The sequence below is a fragment of the Streptomyces sp. NPDC059166 genome, from assembly GCF_042755185.1.
GTDB lineage: Bacteria > Actinomycetota > Actinomycetes > Streptomycetales > Streptomycetaceae > Streptomyces.
Genome location: NZ_JBHZCI010000001.1, coordinates 180696 through 198389, shown reverse-complemented (window position 1 = coordinate 198389; position 17694 = coordinate 180696). Strand labels below are relative to the sequence as shown.

Genomic DNA, 17694 nt, shown 5'->3' with positions numbered 1-17694 from the left:
GGCCGCGATCAGGCGGACAGGTTGGCGCGACCCTTGCCACGGCGGTTCGCGAGAATCGCGCGGCCGGCACGGGTACGCATACGCAGGCGGAAGCCGTGGGTCTTGGCGCGACGACGATTGTTCGGCTGGAAGGTGCGCTTGCTCACTCGGGGGCTCCAGAAATGATTCGTGTGTTGGCGGGACATCGCCTGGCTGTCACCGTGCGCCCACGAGGAACTCGCGTAAACGCCTTAGTGCACCGCTTCACAATCACAGATCGTGATCTTTGCCCATCGGAGGCAGGCGGCAGCAGCCATCGACAACTCGACCTGGTCACGGTACGCGCGGCTGCGCCATTCGGTCAAACCCGGTCCAGGACACCCCGTGCTGTACACAGCCTGTGGACAACAACTTGAACCACGCGGGTCGGGCTGACTACCGTGGCTGAACTCCGGTTCTTTTCCTTCCCCCCTGCCGGGCCTCACCCGACCCGACCCATCCCGTCCCGAGAAGCACACATTCGTGGGACATGCGAGAGAGCGTGCCTTGTGGCTGACGTACCTGCCGATCTTGCCGCAGTGTGGCCGCGAGTGCTGGAACAACTCCTCGGAGAGGGCCAGCAGGGCATCGAGCCGAAGGACAAACAGTGGATCGAGCGCTGTCAGCCCCTCGCGCTCGTAGCCGACACCGCACTGCTGGCCGTGCCCAACGAGTGGGGCAAACGCGTCCTCGAGGGGCGGCTCGCCCCTCTCATCAGCGAGACGCTCACCCGTGAGTGCGGGCGCCCGATCCGGATCGCGATCACCGTCGACGACTCCGCCGGCGAACCTCCCACTCCCCCCGCGCCCCCGATGCACCAGCCCCACCCCGGGCAGCAGCCGCACCGGTACCAGGGACCTCAGCACGACGAGCCGCGTCACGGTGACGGCGGCTACGACGGCTACGGCACCAGGCCCGCGGACGACGGCATGCCTACGGCGCGTCCCGCCTACCCGGACTACCAGCAGCACAGGCCCGAGCCCGGCGCCTGGCCGCGCACGCAGGACGACCTCTCCTGGCAGCCGCGCCACGGCGGCTACCAGGACCGCGACCCCTACGCGAGCCCGCGAGCCCAGCAGCCGCAGCACGACTACCGTCCGCAGCAGCCCGAGCACCAGCAGTACGAGCCCCAGCGGGACAGCCGCGACCGCCACGACTTGCAGGACCAGCAGCCGCAGCACCGCCAGGGCGGCCCCGGGCCGGGGAGGGCCGGCGGCCCCATGGGCACGCAGTCCGCGCCGCCGCCCGGTACCAATGAACCGCACGCCAGGCTGAACCCGAAGTATCTCTTCGACACGTTCGTCATCGGCGCGTCCAACCGCTTCGCACACGCGGCCGCGGTCGCCGTCGCCGAGGCACCCGCGAAGGCGTACAACCCTCTCTTCATCTATGGGGAGTCGGGGCTCGGAAAGACCCATCTCCTGCACGCCATCGGCCACTACGCACGGAGCCTCTACCCCGGCACCCGGGTGCGCTACGTGAGCTCCGAGGAATTCACCAACGAGTTCATCAACTCGATCCGGGACGGCAAGGGCGACACGTTCCGCAAGCGCTACCGCGACGTGGACATCCTCCTGGTCGACGACATCCAGTTCCTCGCGAGCAAGGAGTCGACCCAGGAGGAGTTCTTCCACACCTTCAATACGCTCCACAACGCCAACAAGCAGATCGTGCTGTCCTCGGACCGTCCGCCGAAGCAGCTGGTGACCCTCGAGGACCGTCTGCGGAACAGGTTCGAATGGGGTCTCACCACGGATGTGCAGCCCCCCGAGCTGGAGACGCGCATCGCGATCCTCCGCAAGAAGGCGGTGCAGGAGCAGCTCAACGCCCCGCCGGAGGTACTGGAGTTCATCGCGTCCCGCATCTCACGCAACATCCGTGAGCTGGAGGGTGCCCTGATCCGGGTGACGGCCTTCGCGAGCCTGAACCGGCAGCCCGTGGACCTCGGGCTGACCGAGATCGTGCTCAAGGACCTCATCCCCGGCGGCGAGGACTCGGCCCCGGAGATCACGGCGCCGGCGATCATGGCCGCGACCGCGGACTACTTCGGGCTGACCGTGGAGGACCTCTGCGGATCCTCGCGCAGCCGTGTGCTGGTGACGGCGCGGCAGATCGCGATGTATCTCTGCCGCGAGCTGACGGATCTCTCCCTCCCCAAGATCGGTGCGCAGTTCGGCGGCCGCGACCACACCACGGTGATGCACGCCGACCGGAAGATCCGGGCGCTGATGGCGGAGCGGCGCTCCATCTACAACCAGGTGACCGAGCTGACCAACCGCATCAAGAACGGCTGACCCACCGGAAGCACCGAGGGCGCCCCCATGTGACCGCGCAGCGGTCCTGTGGGGGCGCTCTTCGCTGTCGTGGCAGCGAAGCGACGACCAGGGGAGCGGTGGCGGGAGCGGTGACGCGTTGCCGACGGGATCGGTGGCTGCAGCGGCGGCCCGACGACGGCGACAGCCCGGCGGAGGCGCTCCTCGGTGCTCCGCGGTGCTCCGCAGTGCTCCCCGGCGCTCCGCAAGGGCCTGCGGGAAGCTCCGCTCCGTACCCGTGCACGACGGGCGCCGAGGTCTCGTCCGGGTGGAGTGTTCGAATACCCATCACACGAGGGCCCTTCTCCACAGAGAATCGGAGAATCCGGCATCCACACCCTGGGGACTGCGAAGTTGTCCAGATTGCGTCCACAGGGTCGACTGTCGATACTCCATCAGTCCAGGTCACCGGCTTGGGGATTTGTGGTCGAAGACCATCCACACCCTGTGGACAGAATTCTCGTCCACAGGGGGCCCATGAAGTTGTCCACCGGCAGCCCACAGGCAGGGTGCGGTTGTCCCCAGCTTCTCCACACCCCTGTCCACTGTTCGGCAACCCGACACCGCCTTTCACCGCCCTGAGTGAAAGGCGTCACACCAGGTACGTCGGTTGGGCTGTGGGGAAGGTGGGTAAAGCTGGGGACAGGCTTGGGGAGAAGTCACCGCGCCCTGTGCATCGGGTGTGCAGAACTTCCGTGTGTCCACAGAAGCGCCCGGTTGTCCACTGGTTCCACCCACAGGGTCGGTGGACAAAAAACCGCTGCTGACCTGCGCAGATGGCGTTATCCACGGTTTCCACAAGGCCTACTACTACTACCACTCAGAGTTAGCCAGGAATCAGCTTCGAAGTGGGGCCTGTGCACAACTCGAGCGGCGAGCTCGGCGAACCCCTTGGTGCGACTTGACCCCGAGCAGCAACGAGTGTCGGTGCCGTACGTCAGACTGGACCCCGGCGGTGTCCCCAGCCCCTCGGCGGGGACCGGTCCCAAGACGAAGGCCAGCAGGGCGAGCGAGCAACAGCAGGAGGCGGTTCCGGTGAAGATCCGGGTGGAGCGCGATGTACTCGCGGAGGCGGTGGCCTGGGTGGCCCGCAGCCTCCCGGCCCGTCCGCCGGCGCCCGTTCTCGCGGGCCTTCTGCTGAAGGCCGAGGACGGCGCTCTCAGCTTCTCCAGCTTCGACTACGAGGTCTCGGCGAAGGTCTCGGTGGACGCCGAGGTCGACGAGGACGGCACGGTGCTGGTGTCGGGCCGTCTGCTGGCCGACATCTGCCGTGCGCTGCCGAACCGCCCCGTCGAGATCTCCACAGACGGTGTACGGGCAACGGTGGTCTGCGGCTCGTCGCGGTTCACACTCCACACACTGCCTGTGGAGGAGTACCCGGCTCTGCCGCAGATGCCCACGGCCACGGGCACCGTCCCCGGTGAGGTCTTCGCGTCCGCGGCGGCACAGGTCGCCATCGCCGCCGGACGGGACGACACCCTCCCCGTCCTGACCGGCGTCCGGATCGAGATCGAGGGCGACACCGTCACCCTCGCCTCGACCGACCGCTACCGCTTCGCCGTCCGCGAGTTCCTGTGGAAGCCGGAGAACCCGGACGCCTCGGCCGTCGCCCTGGTGCCCGCGAAGACCCTGCTGGACACGGCCAAGGCCCTGACCAGCGGTGACACGGTGACCCTGGCGCTGTCCGGCTCCGGCGCCGGCGAGGGCCTCATCGGCTTCGAGGGAGCCGGTCGCCGCACGACCACGCGCCTGCTCGAAGGCGACCTCCCGAAGTACCGGACGCTCTTCCCGACCGAGTTCAACTCTGTCGCCGTCATCGAGACCGCGCCGTTCGTCGAGGCCGTCAAGCGTGTGGCCCTGGTCGCCGAGCGGAACACGCCTGTCCGGCTCAGCTTCGAGCAGGGCGTGCTGATCCTCGAAGCCGGTTCCAGCGACGACGCACAGGCTGTGGAGCGCGTCGACGCGGTGCTGGAGGGCGACGACATCTCGATCGCCTTCAACCCGACCTTCCTCCTGGACGGGCTCAGCGCGATCGACTCCCCGGTCGCCCAGCTCTCCTTCACGACGTCGACCAAGCCGGCCCTGCTCAGCGGGCGCCCGGCCGTCGACGCCGAGGCGAACGACGCGTACAAGTACCTGATCATGCCGGTCCGCCTCTCCGGCTGATCCGGACGCCGTTCCAGTCATGGCAGCCGGACGGGCCGGCTCAGCGCAGAGCCGGCCCGCCGTGCTGCACCCCGCCGTGTCACCCCGGCCGGGCGTAGGCTCGGTCCTGGGTACGAATCGGCACAACGCTTAAGGAATCTCTGATGGAGCTCGGTCTCGTCGGCCTCGGCAAGATGGGCGGCAACATGCGCGAGCGCATCCGCCGCGCAGGCCACACCGTCATCGGTTACGACCGCAATCCGGACGTCGCCGATGTCCACAGCCTCGAAGAGCTTGTGGGCAAGCTGAAGGGCCCGCGCGTCGTATGGGTGATGGTCCCGGCCGGTGCCGCGACCCAGTCGACCATCGACGAGCTGGCCGATCTGCTGTCTCCCGGCGACATCGTCGTGGACGGCGGCAACTCCCGCTGGACCGACGACGAGAAGCACGCCGTCGAGCTGGGCATCAAGGACATCGGCTTCGTCGACTGCGGTGTCTCCGGCGGTGTCTGGGGCCTGGAGAACGGCTACGCCCTGATGTATGGCGGCACCGAGGAGAACGTCGCCAAGGTCCAGCCGATCTTCGACGCACTGAAGCCCGAGGGCGACTTCGGGTCCGTCCACGCGGGCAAGGTCGGCGCCGGCCACTTCGCCAAGATGGTCCACAACGGCATCGAGTACGCCATGATGCAGGCCTACGCCGAGGGCTGGGAGCTCCTGGAGAAGGTCGACTCCGTCACCGATGTGCGCGAGGTCTTCCGTTCCTGGCAGGAGGGCACGGTCATCCGCTCCTGGCTGCTCGACCTCGCCGTCAACGCGCTGGACGACGACGAGCACCTGGACCAGCTCCGGGGCTACGCCGCGGACTCCGGCGAGGGCCGGTGGACGGTCGAGGCCGCCATCGACAACGCGGTCCCGCTCCCCGCGATCACCGCGTCCCTGTTCGCGCGCTTCGGCTCGCGGCAGGACGACTCCCCGCAGATGAAGATGATCGCCGCGCTGCGCAACCAGTTCGGTGGCCACGCGGTCGAGAACAAGAAGTAGCCGCACCGGGACCGCGGGCCGGAAGCGGTCCGCGGCAGGCGGCACACAGCAGAGCACGTAGTCGGAAGGGTCGGCGGCCATGCACGTCACGCATCTCTCGCTGGCCGACTTCCGCTCGTACGCCCGGGTCGAGGTTCCACTCGGCCCGGGCGTCACCGCGTTCGTGGGGGCCAACGGGCAGGGCAAGACCAACCTGGTGGAGGCCGTCGGCTATCTCGCCACCCTGGGCAGCCACCGGGTGTCGTCCGACGCCCCCCTGGTGAGGATGGGCGCCGAGCGCGCCGTCGTACGGGCCGCGGTCACTCAGGGGGAGCGCTCGCAACTCGTCGAGCTCGAGCTCAATCCGGGCCGCGCCAATCGAGCTCGTATCAACAGGTCTTCGCAGGTCAGGCCGCGTGACGTGCTGGGCATCGTACGGACGGTGCTCTTCGCCCCGGAAGACCTCGCCCTGGTGAAGGGCGACCCCGGCGAGCGCAGGCGTTTCCTCGACGAGCTGATCACGGCCCGCTCACCCAGGATGGCCGGTGTCCGCTCCGACTACGAACGGGTGCTGAAGCAGCGCAACACCCTGCTGAAGTCGGCGGCCATGGCGCGCAGACACGGCGGCCGGTCGATGGACCTGTCCACCCTCGACGTCTGGGACCAGCACCTGGGCCGGGTCGGCGCCGAGCTGCTCGCGCAGAGACTGGATCTGATCGCGACCCTGCAGCCGTTGGCGGACAAGGCGTACGGGGACGTGGCCCCGGGCGGCGGGCCGGTCACGCTGGAGTACCGCAGCTCCGTCGGATCCGACGTCGAGCCCGCGCGTACCCGCGAGGAGCTGTACGAGCAGGTGATGGCGGCGCTCGCCCAGGCGCGCAAGCAGGAGATCGAGCGTGGGGTGACACTCGTCGGACCGCACCGCGACGATCTCGTGCTGGGCCTGCGGGGCATGCCGGCCAAGGGGTACGCGAGCCACGGCGAGTCCTGGTCCTACGCCCTGGCGCTGCGGCTGGCCTCGTACGACCTGCTCCGTACCGAGGGGAACGAGCCGGTGCTGGTGCTCGACGACGTCTTCGCCGAGCTGGACGCCCGTCGCCGTGAGCGGCTGGCCGAGCTCGTCGCCCCGGGCGAGCAGGTGCTGGTGACGGCCGCGGTGGACGACGACGTCCCGGGAGCACTGGCGGGCGCACGGTACGCGGTGTCCGCGGGAGAGGTGGAGCGGCTGTGAACGGTCCCGACGAGCAGCCCGGTCCGGCCGAGCGGCCGGGGCCCGCCAAACAGCCCGAGGTCTCCGGTGTCGATCTGGCGCGGGTCGCCCTGCGTGCGGCGAAGGAGCAGGCCCGTGCCCGGGGCGCCGCGAACCAGCAGAGGAACCAGGCCAGGCGTGGCGGCGGTCTCAGGTCGGGCGCACGCTCCGACGGCCGGGACCCGCTGGCGCTGGGGTCGGCGATCAACCGGCTGATCACCGAGCGGGGCTGGGAGACTCCGGCGGCCGTCGGCGGCGTGATGGGCCGCTGGCCCCAGATCGTCGGCGAGGACCTGGCCAACCACTGTGTGCCGGTGCGCTACGACGACGATCCCGCGGAGCGGATCCTGACCGTCCAGTGCGACTCGACGGCATGGGCGACGCAGCTGAGGCTGCTGGCACCTCAGCTGGTGGCCAGGCTGAACACAGATCTGGGCCACGGCACCGTACGGATGATCAAGGTTCTCGGTCCTGGCGGCCCCCAGCGCGGTTTCGGTGCGCTGCGGACCCCCGGCAGCCGGGGACCGGGCGACACCTACGGCTGAGCAGCGGTTTTCCGGCGCGTGGTGCCTCGCGGCGCCGGTTGTGCGACGGCGGTGCTTCCTCCGCTTCTGGGCCGATTTGCTGTAGAGCCCACCTTTCCGTTCTGGGCGGCTATGGGTGGTTCTGGGTTGCACGGTGAGCGCGAGACGTCCCTCACCGTAGCGAGAGGTTGACAGGCCGAAGCGCGCAAAGCCCTCGTGAGCCTCCCGGAGCCCCTGTCTGAATATGGGGAGTCGTCAGCCGCTCATTCAGGGCGGCACATGCGTACTCAGGCACCGGCAAACCCCCATTCATGTCGGCGCTACCGGTAGACTGATGGACAATCCCGCTTCCTCGCGGGAGTCGTCGATACACGCCGAACGACGCAGCCGCTCCCGCCTGCCGGAGAACGGCCTGTGCTGTGCCAGAAAGGGCGCTTCGTGGCCGATTCCGGCAACCCCAACGAGAACATCCCGTCCACGGCCGGTGGGCAAGGCGAGGCCACCACCTCGTACGACGCCAGCGCGATCACCGTGCTCGAAGGCCTGGACGCGGTCCGCAAGCGACCCGGTATGTACATCGGGTCGACCGGTGAGCGCGGCCTCCACCACCTCGTGCAGGAGGTTGTCGACAACTCCGTCGACGAGGCCATGGCCGGGCACGCGGACACCATCGACGTCACGATCCTCGCCGACGGCGGGGTCCGTGTGGTCGACAACGGCCGCGGTATCCCGGTCGGCATCGTGCCGTCCGAGGGCAAGCCCGCCGTCGAGGTCGTCCTGACCGTGCTGCACGCGGGCGGAAAGTTCGGCGGGGGCGGCTACGCCGTCTCCGGTGGTCTGCACGGCGTCGGTGTGTCCGTCGTCAACGCCCTTTCCACGCGGGTCTCCGTGGAGGTCAGGACGGACGGGTACCGCTGGACCCAGGACTACAAGCTCGGTGTCCCGACCGCCCCGCTGGCCCAGCACGAGGCCACCGAGGAGACCGGTACGAGCGTCACCTTCTGGGCCGACGGTGACATCTTCGAGACCACCGACTACTCCTTCGAGACCCTTTCGCGCCGCTTCCAGGAGATGGCGTTCCTCAACAAGGGCCTCACCCTCAAGCTCACCGACGAGCGGGAGTCGGCGAAGGCGACGGCCGGCGCGGACAGCGCCGAGGCGGTCGACGCGCCCGAGGCGGAGTCGACCCGGACGGTCACGTACCACTACGAGAACGGCATCGTCGACTTCGTCAAGTACCTCAACTCCCGCAAGGGCGACCTCATTCACCAGTCGGTGATCGACATCGAGGCCGAGGACAAGGACCGCCTCCTGTCCGTCGAGATCGCCATGCAGTGGAACACGCAGTACACCGAGGGTGTCTACTCCTTCGCCAACGCGATCCACACGCATGAGGGCGGTACGCACGAGGAGGGCTTCCGCGCCGCGCTGACCTCGCTGGTCAACCGGTACGCGCGCGACAAGAAGCTGCTTCGGGAGAAGGACGACAACCTCACGGGTGAGGATGTCCGCGAGGGCCTGACGGCGATCATCTCGGTCAAGCTGGGCGAGCCCCAGTTCGAGGGGCAGACGAAGACCAAGCTCGGCAACACCGAGGCCAAGACCTTCGTGCAGAAGGTGGTCCACGAGCAGCTGACGGACTGGTTCGACCGGAACCCCAACGAGGCCGCCGACATCATCCGCAAGGGGATCGCGGCGTCCACGGCCCGGGTCGCGGCGCGTAAGGCGCGTGACCTGACCCGGCGCAAGGGGCTCCTGGAGAGCGCCTCGCTCCCCGGCAAGCTGAGCGACTGCCAGTCGAACGACCCGACCAAGTGCGAGATCTTCATCGTCGAGGGTGACTCCGCCGGCGGTTCGGCGAAGTCCGGCCGCAACCCGATGTACCAGGCCATCCTGCCGATCCGAGGCAAGATCCTGAACGTCGAGAAGGCGCGGATCGACAAGATCCTCCAGAACACCGAGGTCCAGGCGCTGATCTCGGCCTTCGGTACCGGGGTCCACGAGGACTTCGACATCGAGAAGCTCCGGTATCACAAGATCATTCTGATGGCGGACGCCGACGTCGACGGCCAGCACATCAACACCCTGCTGCTGACCTTCCTCTTCCGCTTCATGCGGCCGCTGGTCGAGTCCGGGCACGTCTACCTCTCGCGCCCGCCGCTCTACAAGATCAAGTGGGGCAGGGACGACTTCGAGTACGCCTACTCGGACCGCGAGCGCGACGCCCTGGTGGCGCTCGGCAAGCAGAACGGCAAGCGGATCAAGGAGGACTCGATCCAGCGCTTCAAGGGCCTCGGTGAGATGAACGCCGAGGAACTGCGAGTCACCACGATGGACATCGACCACCGTGTGCTGGGTCAGGTCACCCTCGACGACGCGGCGCAGGCCGACGATCTGTTCTCCGTGCTGATGGGTGAGGACGTCGAGGCGCGGCGCTCGTTCATCCAGCGCAACGCCAAGGACGTTCGCTTCCTCGACATCTGAGTCGGCCGTACAAGGAGGAGGGTCCGGCGACCCTCCAAGCCGCAGCGCGAAAGGACTTTGACCAGCAATGGCCGACGAGAACACCCCTGTGATGCCCGAAGAGGAGCCAGCCGTTCCCGGCGTGGGCATGCGTGTCGAGCCTGTGCAGCTCGAGACGGAGATGCAGCGCTCCTACCTCGACTACGCGATGTCCGTCATCGTGTCGCGTGCGCTGCCCGACGTGCGCGACGGCCTGAAGCCCGTGCACCGCCGTGTGCTGTACGCGATGTACGACGGCGGCTACCGGCCCGAGAAGGGCTTCTACAAGTGCGCCCGCGTCGTCGGTGACGTCATGGGTACGTACCACCCGCACGGTGACTCCTCGATCTACGACGCGCTCGTACGACTGGCGCAGCACTGGTCGATGCGCATGCCGCTGGTGGACTCCAACGGCAACTTCGGTTCCCCGGGCAACGACCCGGCAGCCGCCATGCGGTACACCGAGTGCAAGATGATGCCGCTGTCCATGGAGATGGTCCGGGACATCGACGAGGAGACCGTCGACTTCCAGGACAACTACGACGGCCGCAACCAGGAGCCGACGGTACTGCCGGCCCGTATCCCGAACCTCCTGGTGAACGGGTCCGCGGGTATCGCGGTCGGCATGGCGACCAACATCCCGCCGCACAACCTGCGGGAGGTGGCCGCCGGAGCGCAGTGGTACCTGGAGCACCCCGAGGCCTCGCACGAGGAGCTGCTGGACGCCCTGATCGAGCGGATCAAGGGCCCGGACTTCCCCACCGGCGCGCTGGTCGTGGGCCGCAAGGGCATCGAGGAGGCGTACCGCACGGGCCGTGGCTCGATCACGATGCGGGCGGTCGTCGCGGTCGAGGAGGTCCAGAACAGGCAGTGCCTGGTCGTCACGGAGCTTCCGTACCAGACCAACCCCGACAACCTCGCGCAGAAGATCGCCGACCTGGTGAAGGACGGCAAGATCGGCGGCATCGCGGACGTCCGCGACGAGACGTCCTCGCGCACCGGTCAGCGCCTGGTCGTCGTGCTGAAGCGTGACGCGGTCGCCAAGGTCGTGCTCAACAACCTCTACAAGCACACCGATCTGCAGACCAACTTCGGCGCCAACATGCTCGCGCTCGTCGACGGAGTGCCGCGCACGCTGTCGATCGACGCGTTCATCCGCCACTGGGTGACGCATCAGATCGAGGTCATCGTCCGGCGCACGCGGTTCCGGCTGCGGAAGGCCGAGGAGCGGGCGCACATCCTGCGCGGGCTCCTGAAGGCCCTGAACGCCATCGAGGAGGTCATCGCGCTCATCCGCCGCAGCAACACGGTGGAGATCGCCCGCGAGGGCCTGATGGGCCTCCTGGAGATCGACGAGATCCAGGCGAACGCCATTCTGGAGATGCAGCTGCGGCGACTGGCCGCACTGGAGCACCAGAAGATCACCGCGGAGCACGACGAACTCCAGGCGAAGATCAACGAGTACAACGAGATCCTCGCTTCGCCGGCCAAGCAGCGCACGATCGTCAGCGAGGAACTGGCGGCGATCGTCGACAAGTTCGGCGACGACCGGCGTTCCAAGCTGGTGCCCTTCGAGGGCGACATGTCGGTCGAGGACCTCATCGCCGAGGAAGACATCGTCGTCACCATCTCGCGGGGCGGTTACGTCAAGCGCACCAAGACGGACGACTACCGCTCGCAGAAGCGCGGCGGCAAGGGCGTGCGGGGTACGAAGCTCAGGGAAGACGACATCGTCGACCACTTCTTCGTGTCGACGACCCACCACTGGCTGCTGTTCTTCACGAACAAGGGCCGGGTCTACCGGGCCAAGGCGTACGAGCTGCCTGACGCAGGCCGGGACGCCCGCGGCCAGCACGTGGCGAATCTGCTGGCGTTCCAGCCGGACGAGCAGATCGCCCAGATCCTGGCGATCCGCGACTACGAGGCGGCCCCTTATCTGATCCTGGCCACCAAGGGCGGCCTGGTGAAGAAGACCGCGCTCAAGGACTACGACTCCCCCCGTTCCGGTGGTGTCATCGCCATCAACCTGCGGGAGACGCAGGACGGAAGCGACGACGAGCTGATCGGCGCCGAGCTGGTGTCGGCCGAGGACGATCTGCTGCTCATCAGCAGGAAGGCCCAGTCGATCAGGTTCACCGCCACGGACGACGCCCTGCGGCCCATGGGCCGGGCGACCTCGGGCGTGAAGGGCATGAGTTTCCGAGAGGGCGACGAACTGCTCTCGATGAATGTCGTCCGGCCGGGTACGTTCGTGTTCACTGCCACCGACGGCGGGTACGCGAAGCGGACCGCTGTCGACGAGTACCGGGTCCAGGGCCGTGGCGGTCTGGGCATCAAGGCGGCCAAGATCGTCGAGGACCGGGGTTCGCTCGTCGGCGCGCTGGTGGTGGAGGAAGCGGACGAGATCCTCGCCATCACGCTCGGCGGTGGTGTGATTCGTACGCGAGTCAATGAAGTCAGGGAGACGGGCCGTGACACCATGGGCGTCCAACTGATCAATCTGGGCAAGCGCGATGCCGTCGTGGGGATCGCGCGCAACGCCGAGGCCGGTCGCGAGGCCGAAGAGGTCGACGGGACCGATGAGGCCGAAGGCGCCACGGTCGAGGCTCCTGCCGAGAACGTGGTCGAGGGCACAGTCGAGGGCACGGCGCCTTCGGCCGGGGAGCACGAGGAGTAGAGCGTGAGTGGAGCCACGGGCGCCGGTTCGGCCGCTTCCGAAGCCGGCGGGAACGGTGCCCGTGGCTCTGCCACGGACTCCCAAGGGGGCACTGTGACGGACACTCGGGGACCTCAGCCGCAGTACGAGGGCTACGCGACCGGGCCGCTGCCCGGCGAGCGGGAGCCCGTACCGGGCCCGGCGGGGCCCTATCAGCCGCCTCAGGCGTACCAGCCGCCCGCAGGCGGTACGCAGGGCGGCGGCATGCGGGGCGGTCCGGGCGCGCAGGCGACCCGGCTGCCGCGGACGGGGGCACGGACCACTCCGCGTACGCGTAAGGCGCGTCTGCGGGTGGCGAAGGCGGATCCGTGGTCGGTGATGAAGGTCAGCTTCCTGCTGTCCATCGCGCTGGGCATCTGCACGGTGGTGGCGGCCGCGGTCCTGTGGATGGTGATGGACGCCATGGGCGTCTTCTCCACCGTGGGCGGCACGATCAGCGAGGCCACGGGCTCGAACGAGAGCAACGGCTTCGACCTGCAGTCGTTCCTGTCGCTGCCGCGCGTCCTCATCTTCACCTCGGTCATCGCCGTGATCGACGTGGTGCTGGCCACCGCGCTGGCGACGCTGGGCGCCTTCATCTACAACTTGTCGGCCGGTTTCGTGGGCGGTGTGGAGCTCACTCTCGCCGAGGACGAATAGGCCGCCGGGTATCGATTTTGGGACTGGCCCCGACGTGCGCTAATCTTCTGAAGTCAGCGCAGCACAAAACAGCGCGGCGGGGCTATAGCTCAGTTGGTTAGAGCGCATCCCTGATAAGGATGAGGCCACAGGTTCAAATCCTGTTAGCCCCACAGAACGGAAGGCCCCCACCGGAAACGGTGGGGGCCTTCCGCGTTCTCACGAGGCAGGATGCCGGTGCGGGGGTGCGGCTGCGTCTCAGCGTGCCGGTGTCCGACCGGGCCGTGTGGGCCAGCCGCCGCGTGAGGGCGGGGGCGGTGGTCGCCCCGTGTCCGTGCCCTCGGCTCCTGCGCCCAGGGCTCGGCGGGCCGGCGCTCCGGGCCCGGCCTGTGCCCCGACAGCCCGACAGCCCGACGGTCCGGCTGCCCGACAACCCGACAACCCGACAACCCGACAGCCCGACGGTCCGACGTCCTGACACCCACAGTCCCCCGTCCCCCGTTCTCCGGGGAGGCGTCCGGGCGTGGAGCGGGCATGAGAAAGGCCCCCGCCGGTGTGTACCGGACCAGGGGCCTGGGAGTGGGTGCGGCGCGCTCAGGGTGGCAGCGGGGTCGAGTCCCCGGCGGGTGCGGCGCCGTGTGCCGAGTGGTTCCCGGTCGTGGTGCGGACCGTCTCGGTCGCGTCGGCGGACAGCTGGCGGGTGGCAGGCGAGGATCCGTGCGCCTCGGCGCGGATGCGCTGCTTCATCGTGGGTGGCAGTGCCCTGTCACGCGGAAGGGTCCACCGCACCGACGGGGGCGTCGAGGTTGCCGGTGTCACGCTCGTGTGCTCGTGGTTCGTGACCGTCGGTTCCGCGGCCGTGGCCTGGGCGGTCGCGAAGCCCATCGTCGCGAGCAGTGCGAAGAAGGCGGTGACGAAGGCGGTCCAGATGCTCTTGACCCTGAAGGTGCTCATGGCCCCTCGCTTTCAGGTGGTCCGTTTTGCTTACCTTTCCGATGATGTGGATCGGACCCGTGGAATCCGGCAGCGACGCCCTCGGTGCGCCGATCTTCTGATGAACACCACTCTTCTGGTCCAGTGGGCCCCGACAGGCCGTCGGTGGCACTCCGAGGGGCCTCGAAACGGGCCCTGAACGGGTTGCCGCAGGGCCCCGGGGAGGTCACCGATCGGTATCGGCCGGTGTGTATAGTCGGGCGGCAGAAGTCCCTTACGTCAAGGAAAGACGAGGTCGCGCGGTGAAGAAGCTTCTCCTGGTCGCACTGGCCGCCATCGGCGGGCTCCTCGTGTACCGCCAGATCCAGGCGGATCGCGCCGAGCAGGATCTGTGGACGGAGGCGACCGACTCCGTGCCCGCAGGTTCAGGTGTGTGAGACGCAGCAGTCTGCTATGAGCCCCGGCCGCCGAGCGGCCGGGGCTCTGTGCTGTCCGGGGGCTGCTTCGTGAGGTGAGGTCCACCGGGGCGCAGCCGCATCGACGTATTCGCGTGAGTGAAGTATTTATTCGCGTGTGCGAAGCTGTGCGGCCGTCGTGCGGGACGTACGGGAATCCGGGCGGTATCCCCCACTGCCGCAGACAGCGGTGGGGATGCCGGGGCAGGATGGACCGGCACCGTGATCGCTGCCGGTGCGGGTGCCGGGGCCGTGCTGGCCGCCCGGTTCTCGTACGCGGCCGGAGCGGGCACGTACGGAGACGACGAGGGGAAGCGCGTGAACAGGCAGCGCGGCAGGGGCAGGGTGACGCTGGCGACGCTCGCAGCGGTGTGCGCCATGGGAGCTCTCCCCGGACAGGCGCACGCAGCGGCCGGTCCGCCGGCGTACACCTTCGATCCCGCGGCGGTGTCGGTCGAGGGTACGGAGACGAACGCCGAGGCGCCGGAGCTGAAGCCTGGGTCCGTCTACAGGAGTTCGATCGGGAACGGTCAGAAGCTCTACTACCGCGTGGAGCTGGACGACACGACCGACGCGTACGTCTCCGCAGTGGCCGTGCCGAAAGCGGGTGGGAAGGTCGCTTACGGCGACGGGATCACCGTCAGCATCAGGGATCTCGACGACATCCGCTGCAGTTCCGAGGACGCCGCCTTCGAAGCCGCGGAGTTCCCGCGTCCGATCGCCGCCTACGCCTACCGGAACGTGGAGGAGGACAGCACCACGTGCAAGGCGGGCGGGACCTACAACGTCGTGATCGAGCGTGAGAGCAAGGAGACTTCGTCCTCGGACGCCTGGGAGCTGGAGCTGCGCTACGAGGCCGAGCCGTCCCTGAAGGAGGGCGCGGCGTTGCCGACCGAGGCACCGCAGGAGTGGCCGTCGGCCTCCCCGGTGCCTCCGACGGGTCCGCAGAGGCGGGCCGGGGGCAGTGGGTTCCACGATGCCACCAGCCTGGAGTCGGGCGAGTGGGTCGACTCCGTCGCGCCCGGGCAGACGCGCTTCTACCGGGTTCCAGTGGACTGGGGGCAGCAGATCTTCGCCACGGCGGCGCTGAGCAACAGCGGGAAGTCGACCGAGTTCCTCGGCAACGCCCTGGCCGTGGCCCTGGACAATCCCGCCCACGGCCATGTGGACGACGCGACCCTGTCGTACTCGGGAGGTCCCAGTTCGGTCGCGTTGGACCCCCTGCCTCCGGTGGCGTACGAGAACCGGTACGCGTCGGCGGCGGATGTCAGCGCCATGCGCTTCGCGGGTTGGTACTACCTGTCGGTGACCCTCTCCCCGGAGGTGGCCGAGCACTACGGTGACGATCCCATCGAGCTGACGCTCAAGGTGAAGGTCGTCAACGACGGCAAGCCCTCGCCGTACCAGGGGGATGCCGGGATCTTCGGGGTCTCCGACGACGACAGGGACATGGCCAGGAGCGGGCAGAAGGAGTCCGAGGCCGGCCGCAGCGACATGATGACGGTGGTGGGCTTCGCGGGGATCGGGACGGGTTCCGTCCTGGTGCTGGGGCTGGGCGCGTGGACCCTGCTCGCCCGGCGCCGGGCCGCACCGGTCACGCCCTCGTCGGGTGCCCCCGGCGGCCCGCCGCCCGCCTGGTAGGGCGGGCGGGCCAGGGCCCGGACCGCGAACGGGCCCCGACGGAAGCCCCGGTCAGGCTTGGGTGAGTGCCCAGATGCCGACGGCGAAGCAGAGCAGCGCCACGACCAGGACGGGGACGGCCACCTTCACGGTCGGTCCCTGCCGCCGCCCGCCCGGCGCCGGAGGCTGCGCGGCGCTCCGGGGCGCCCGCTGCTGCTGGGCGGTGTACGCGCGGGTGTGAGGGGCGCCGTACGGAACCGCCGCGGTCGCCGCCTGCGAGAGTTCCTGGGCGTCGTAGGGCGGCGCGCCCTGGCCCGGAAGCGGAGCCGCTGCCTGCGGAGGGGATGCGGGGCGCTGCGGTGGCGGTGCGAGGTGGAAGCTGCCGGTCTCCGACATCGACGGCGGTGCCGCGTAGGGCCTTTGTTCCGTGACCGGCTGTGAGACGTGGGGCTGCTGCACCGACGGCGGTGCCACGTAGGGCTGTTGGGGAGCCTGAGGTACCTGCGGTGCCTGAGGTCCTGGGGACGTCGCGGGCCCCCCGGGCGGCTCATGTGTGGCCTGGGGGCCGACAGGTACGCCCGCCGCGGACGACCGGGCGGGGCGGGCCGGTGTCCCCGGTCCGTCGGGCCCGAAGCCGGACGGCAGGGGACCGATCTGGTCGAACACCTCGACCGGCTCTTCGTCGGGGCCCGCCTCGGGCAGCATCTCGACCGCTGCCGTCAGCGCCTTGCGGGCACCCGTGGCGGTACGGAACCGGGCGTGCGGATCCGGTTGCAACAGGCCCGCGAGGACCTGCCACAAGGGCTCCGGTACTCCCTGAGGGGCGCTCGGAGTGCCGTGGGCGGCGAAGTACTCGATCAGTGCCTTGCTGTCCGGCTTTCTGCCCTGGAGGAGATAGAGCGCGACGAGACCGACGGCGAACAGATCTGCGGGGAAGTCAGGTTCCGCGCCCATCATCTGCTCGGGTGCGAAGTAACCCGGCGTTCCCACCACGTAGTTGGTCTCGGTGAGCCGGGGCTCTCCCTTGCGCATCGAGATCCCGAAGTCGGAGAGCCGCAGATGCGGACGGCCCGTTCCGGTGGCCTCCATGAGGATGTTGGCCGGTTTGATGTCACGGTGGACCACCCCCTCGGCGTGCACCGTCGACAGCCCGGAAAGCAGCTGGTCGAGCAGGAGACAGACGAAGCGCGGGGGCAACGGCCCGTAGTCACCGATGACATGGGCCAGCGACCCGCCGCTCACCAGGTCCATGGTGAACAGGACCTTGTCGTCGTCGGCGGCCCAGCTGGCGGGGGCGAGCACATGGGGGTGCTCGATCCGCAGAGCCTGCTCGCGGACGAAGCGCAGCAGGGTGTGCGCATCGCTCTGCTGCAGGACCTTGGCCGCGACGTACCGGCGCCGTCGATGGTCCCAGGCACGCCAGACGGCGCCTACCCCACCACGTCCGATCGGATCGATCAGCTCGTACCGACCAGCGAAGACCTCACCCATTGCGCTGTGCCCGCTCCCGTTTCCGTTTCGGTTCGTGCTGTCCGGTACTCCCCGTCGCCCCGGGCCGTCCGGTGCAGGTACTGGCGGCG

The 17694-nt window shown here is 68.8% G+C and carries 13 protein-coding genes and 1 tRNA gene; 11 read left to right on the top strand and 3 right to left on the bottom strand.

Annotation, left to right across the window (positions count from 1 at the left end):
• Nucleotides 1-8 precede the first annotated feature (8 nt).
• A complete protein-coding gene (gene rpmH, locus ACFXOA_RS00910; RefSeq protein WP_014047156.1) occupies nt 9-146 on the bottom strand; it encodes a 50S ribosomal protein L34 in 138 nt (45 codons plus the stop codon).
• Nucleotides 147-527: 381 nt separating this feature from the next.
• On the opposite strand from rpmH, the gene dnaA reads away from it, so the two are divergent.
• The 9 genes from dnaA (at nt 528) to ACFXOA_RS00865 (ending at nt 13279) form a co-directional block, all read left to right on the top strand.
• A complete protein-coding gene (gene dnaA, locus ACFXOA_RS00905; RefSeq protein WP_385020429.1) occupies nt 528-2312 on the top strand; it encodes a chromosomal replication initiator protein DnaA in 1785 nt (594 codons plus the stop codon).
• A 1053-nt stretch (nt 2313-3365) separates the two neighbouring features.
• A complete protein-coding gene (gene dnaN / locus ACFXOA_RS00900; protein WP_362545564.1) occupies nt 3366-4496 on the top strand; it encodes a DNA polymerase III subunit beta in 1131 nt (376 codons plus the stop codon).
• 143 nt (nt 4497-4639) lie between these two features.
• Nucleotides 4640-5518, top strand: coding sequence for a phosphogluconate dehydrogenase (NAD(+)-dependent, decarboxylating) (gene gnd / locus ACFXOA_RS00895; protein WP_385020426.1), 879 nt, complete (start codon nt 4640-4642; stop codon nt 5516-5518).
• 79 nt (nt 5519-5597) lie between these two features.
• Complete coding sequence (recF, locus tag ACFXOA_RS00890; RefSeq protein ID WP_385020423.1) at nt 5598-6728, top strand: DNA replication/repair protein RecF; 1131 nt, start codon at nt 5598-5600, stop codon at nt 6726-6728.
• Nucleotides 6725-7291, top strand: coding sequence for a DUF721 domain-containing protein (locus tag ACFXOA_RS00885; RefSeq protein WP_385020420.1), 567 nt, complete (start codon nt 6725-6727; stop codon nt 7289-7291). Before recF ends, ACFXOA_RS00885 begins: the two co-directional genes overlap by 4 nt.
• A gap of 393 nt (nt 7292-7684) precedes the next feature.
• On the top strand, nt 7685-9754 hold the full coding sequence (gene gyrB / locus ACFXOA_RS00880; protein ID WP_385020417.1) for a DNA topoisomerase (ATP-hydrolyzing) subunit B: 2070 nt from the start codon (nt 7685-7687) through the stop codon (nt 9752-9754).
• A gap of 67 nt (nt 9755-9821) precedes the next feature.
• The gene (gyrA, locus tag ACFXOA_RS00875; protein ID WP_385020414.1) at nt 9822-12449 is read left to right on the top strand and encodes a DNA gyrase subunit A; all 2628 of its coding nucleotides are present in this window, start codon (nt 9822-9824) and stop codon (nt 12447-12449) included.
• A 93-nt stretch (nt 12450-12542) separates the two neighbouring features.
• Nucleotides 12543-13127: a DUF3566 domain-containing protein gene (locus ACFXOA_RS00870; protein WP_385020411.1), complete on the top strand. Its 585-nt coding sequence runs from the start codon at nt 12543-12545 to the stop codon at nt 13125-13127.
• Nucleotides 13128-13205: 78 nt separating this feature from the next.
• Nucleotides 13206-13279 (top strand) — tRNA-Ile (locus ACFXOA_RS00865).
• Nucleotides 13280-13700: 421 nt separating this feature from the next.
• On the opposite strand, the gene ACFXOA_RS00860 is transcribed toward ACFXOA_RS00865, so the two are convergent.
• Nucleotides 13701-14060: a DUF6344 domain-containing protein gene (locus tag ACFXOA_RS00860; protein ID WP_385020408.1), complete on the bottom strand. Its 360-nt coding sequence runs from the start codon at nt 14058-14060 to the stop codon at nt 13701-13703.
• A gap of 281 nt (nt 14061-14341) precedes the next feature.
• Here ACFXOA_RS00860 and ACFXOA_RS00855 point away from each other — a divergent pair, with 281 nt between their 5' ends.
• Nucleotides 14342-14476 (top strand): DLW-39 family protein, encoded by a 135-nt coding sequence (locus ACFXOA_RS00855; RefSeq protein ID WP_003958712.1) that lies wholly within the window; start codon nt 14342-14344, stop codon nt 14474-14476.
• A 336-nt stretch (nt 14477-14812) separates the two neighbouring features.
• The gene (locus tag ACFXOA_RS00850) at nt 14813-16135 is read left to right on the top strand and encodes a hypothetical protein (RefSeq protein ID WP_385020705.1); all 1323 of its coding nucleotides are present in this window, start codon (nt 14813-14815) and stop codon (nt 16133-16135) included.
• 51 nt (nt 16136-16186) lie between these two features.
• Here the strand turns inward: ACFXOA_RS00850 and ACFXOA_RS00845 are convergent, their stop codons facing one another.
• Complete coding sequence (locus tag ACFXOA_RS00845) at nt 16187-17605, bottom strand: serine/threonine protein kinase (RefSeq protein WP_385020405.1); 1419 nt, start codon at nt 17603-17605, stop codon at nt 16187-16189.
• Between the last annotated feature and the right edge of the window lie 89 nt (nt 17606-17694).

What these genes read in the sequence shown, in the direction of transcription:
- gnd (WP_385020426.1), top strand. Translation starts at nt 4,640, where the DNA reads ATGGAGCTCGGTCTCGTCGGCCTCGGCAAGATGGGCGGCAACATGCGC.
- recF (WP_385020423.1), top strand. Translation starts at nt 5,598, where the DNA reads ATGCACGTCACGCATCTCTCGCTGGCCGACTTCCGCTCGTACGCCCGG.
- gyrA (WP_385020414.1), top strand. Translation starts at nt 9,822, where the DNA reads ATGGCCGACGAGAACACCCCTGTGATGCCCGAAGAGGAGCCAGCCGTT.
- ACFXOA_RS00860 (WP_385020408.1), bottom strand. Translation starts at nt 14,060, where the DNA reads ATGAGCACCTTCAGGGTCAAGAGCATCTGGACCGCCTTCGTCACCGCC.
- ACFXOA_RS00845 (WP_385020405.1), bottom strand. Translation starts at nt 17,605, where the DNA reads ATGGGTGAGGTCTTCGCTGGTCGGTACGAGCTGATCGATCCGATCGGA.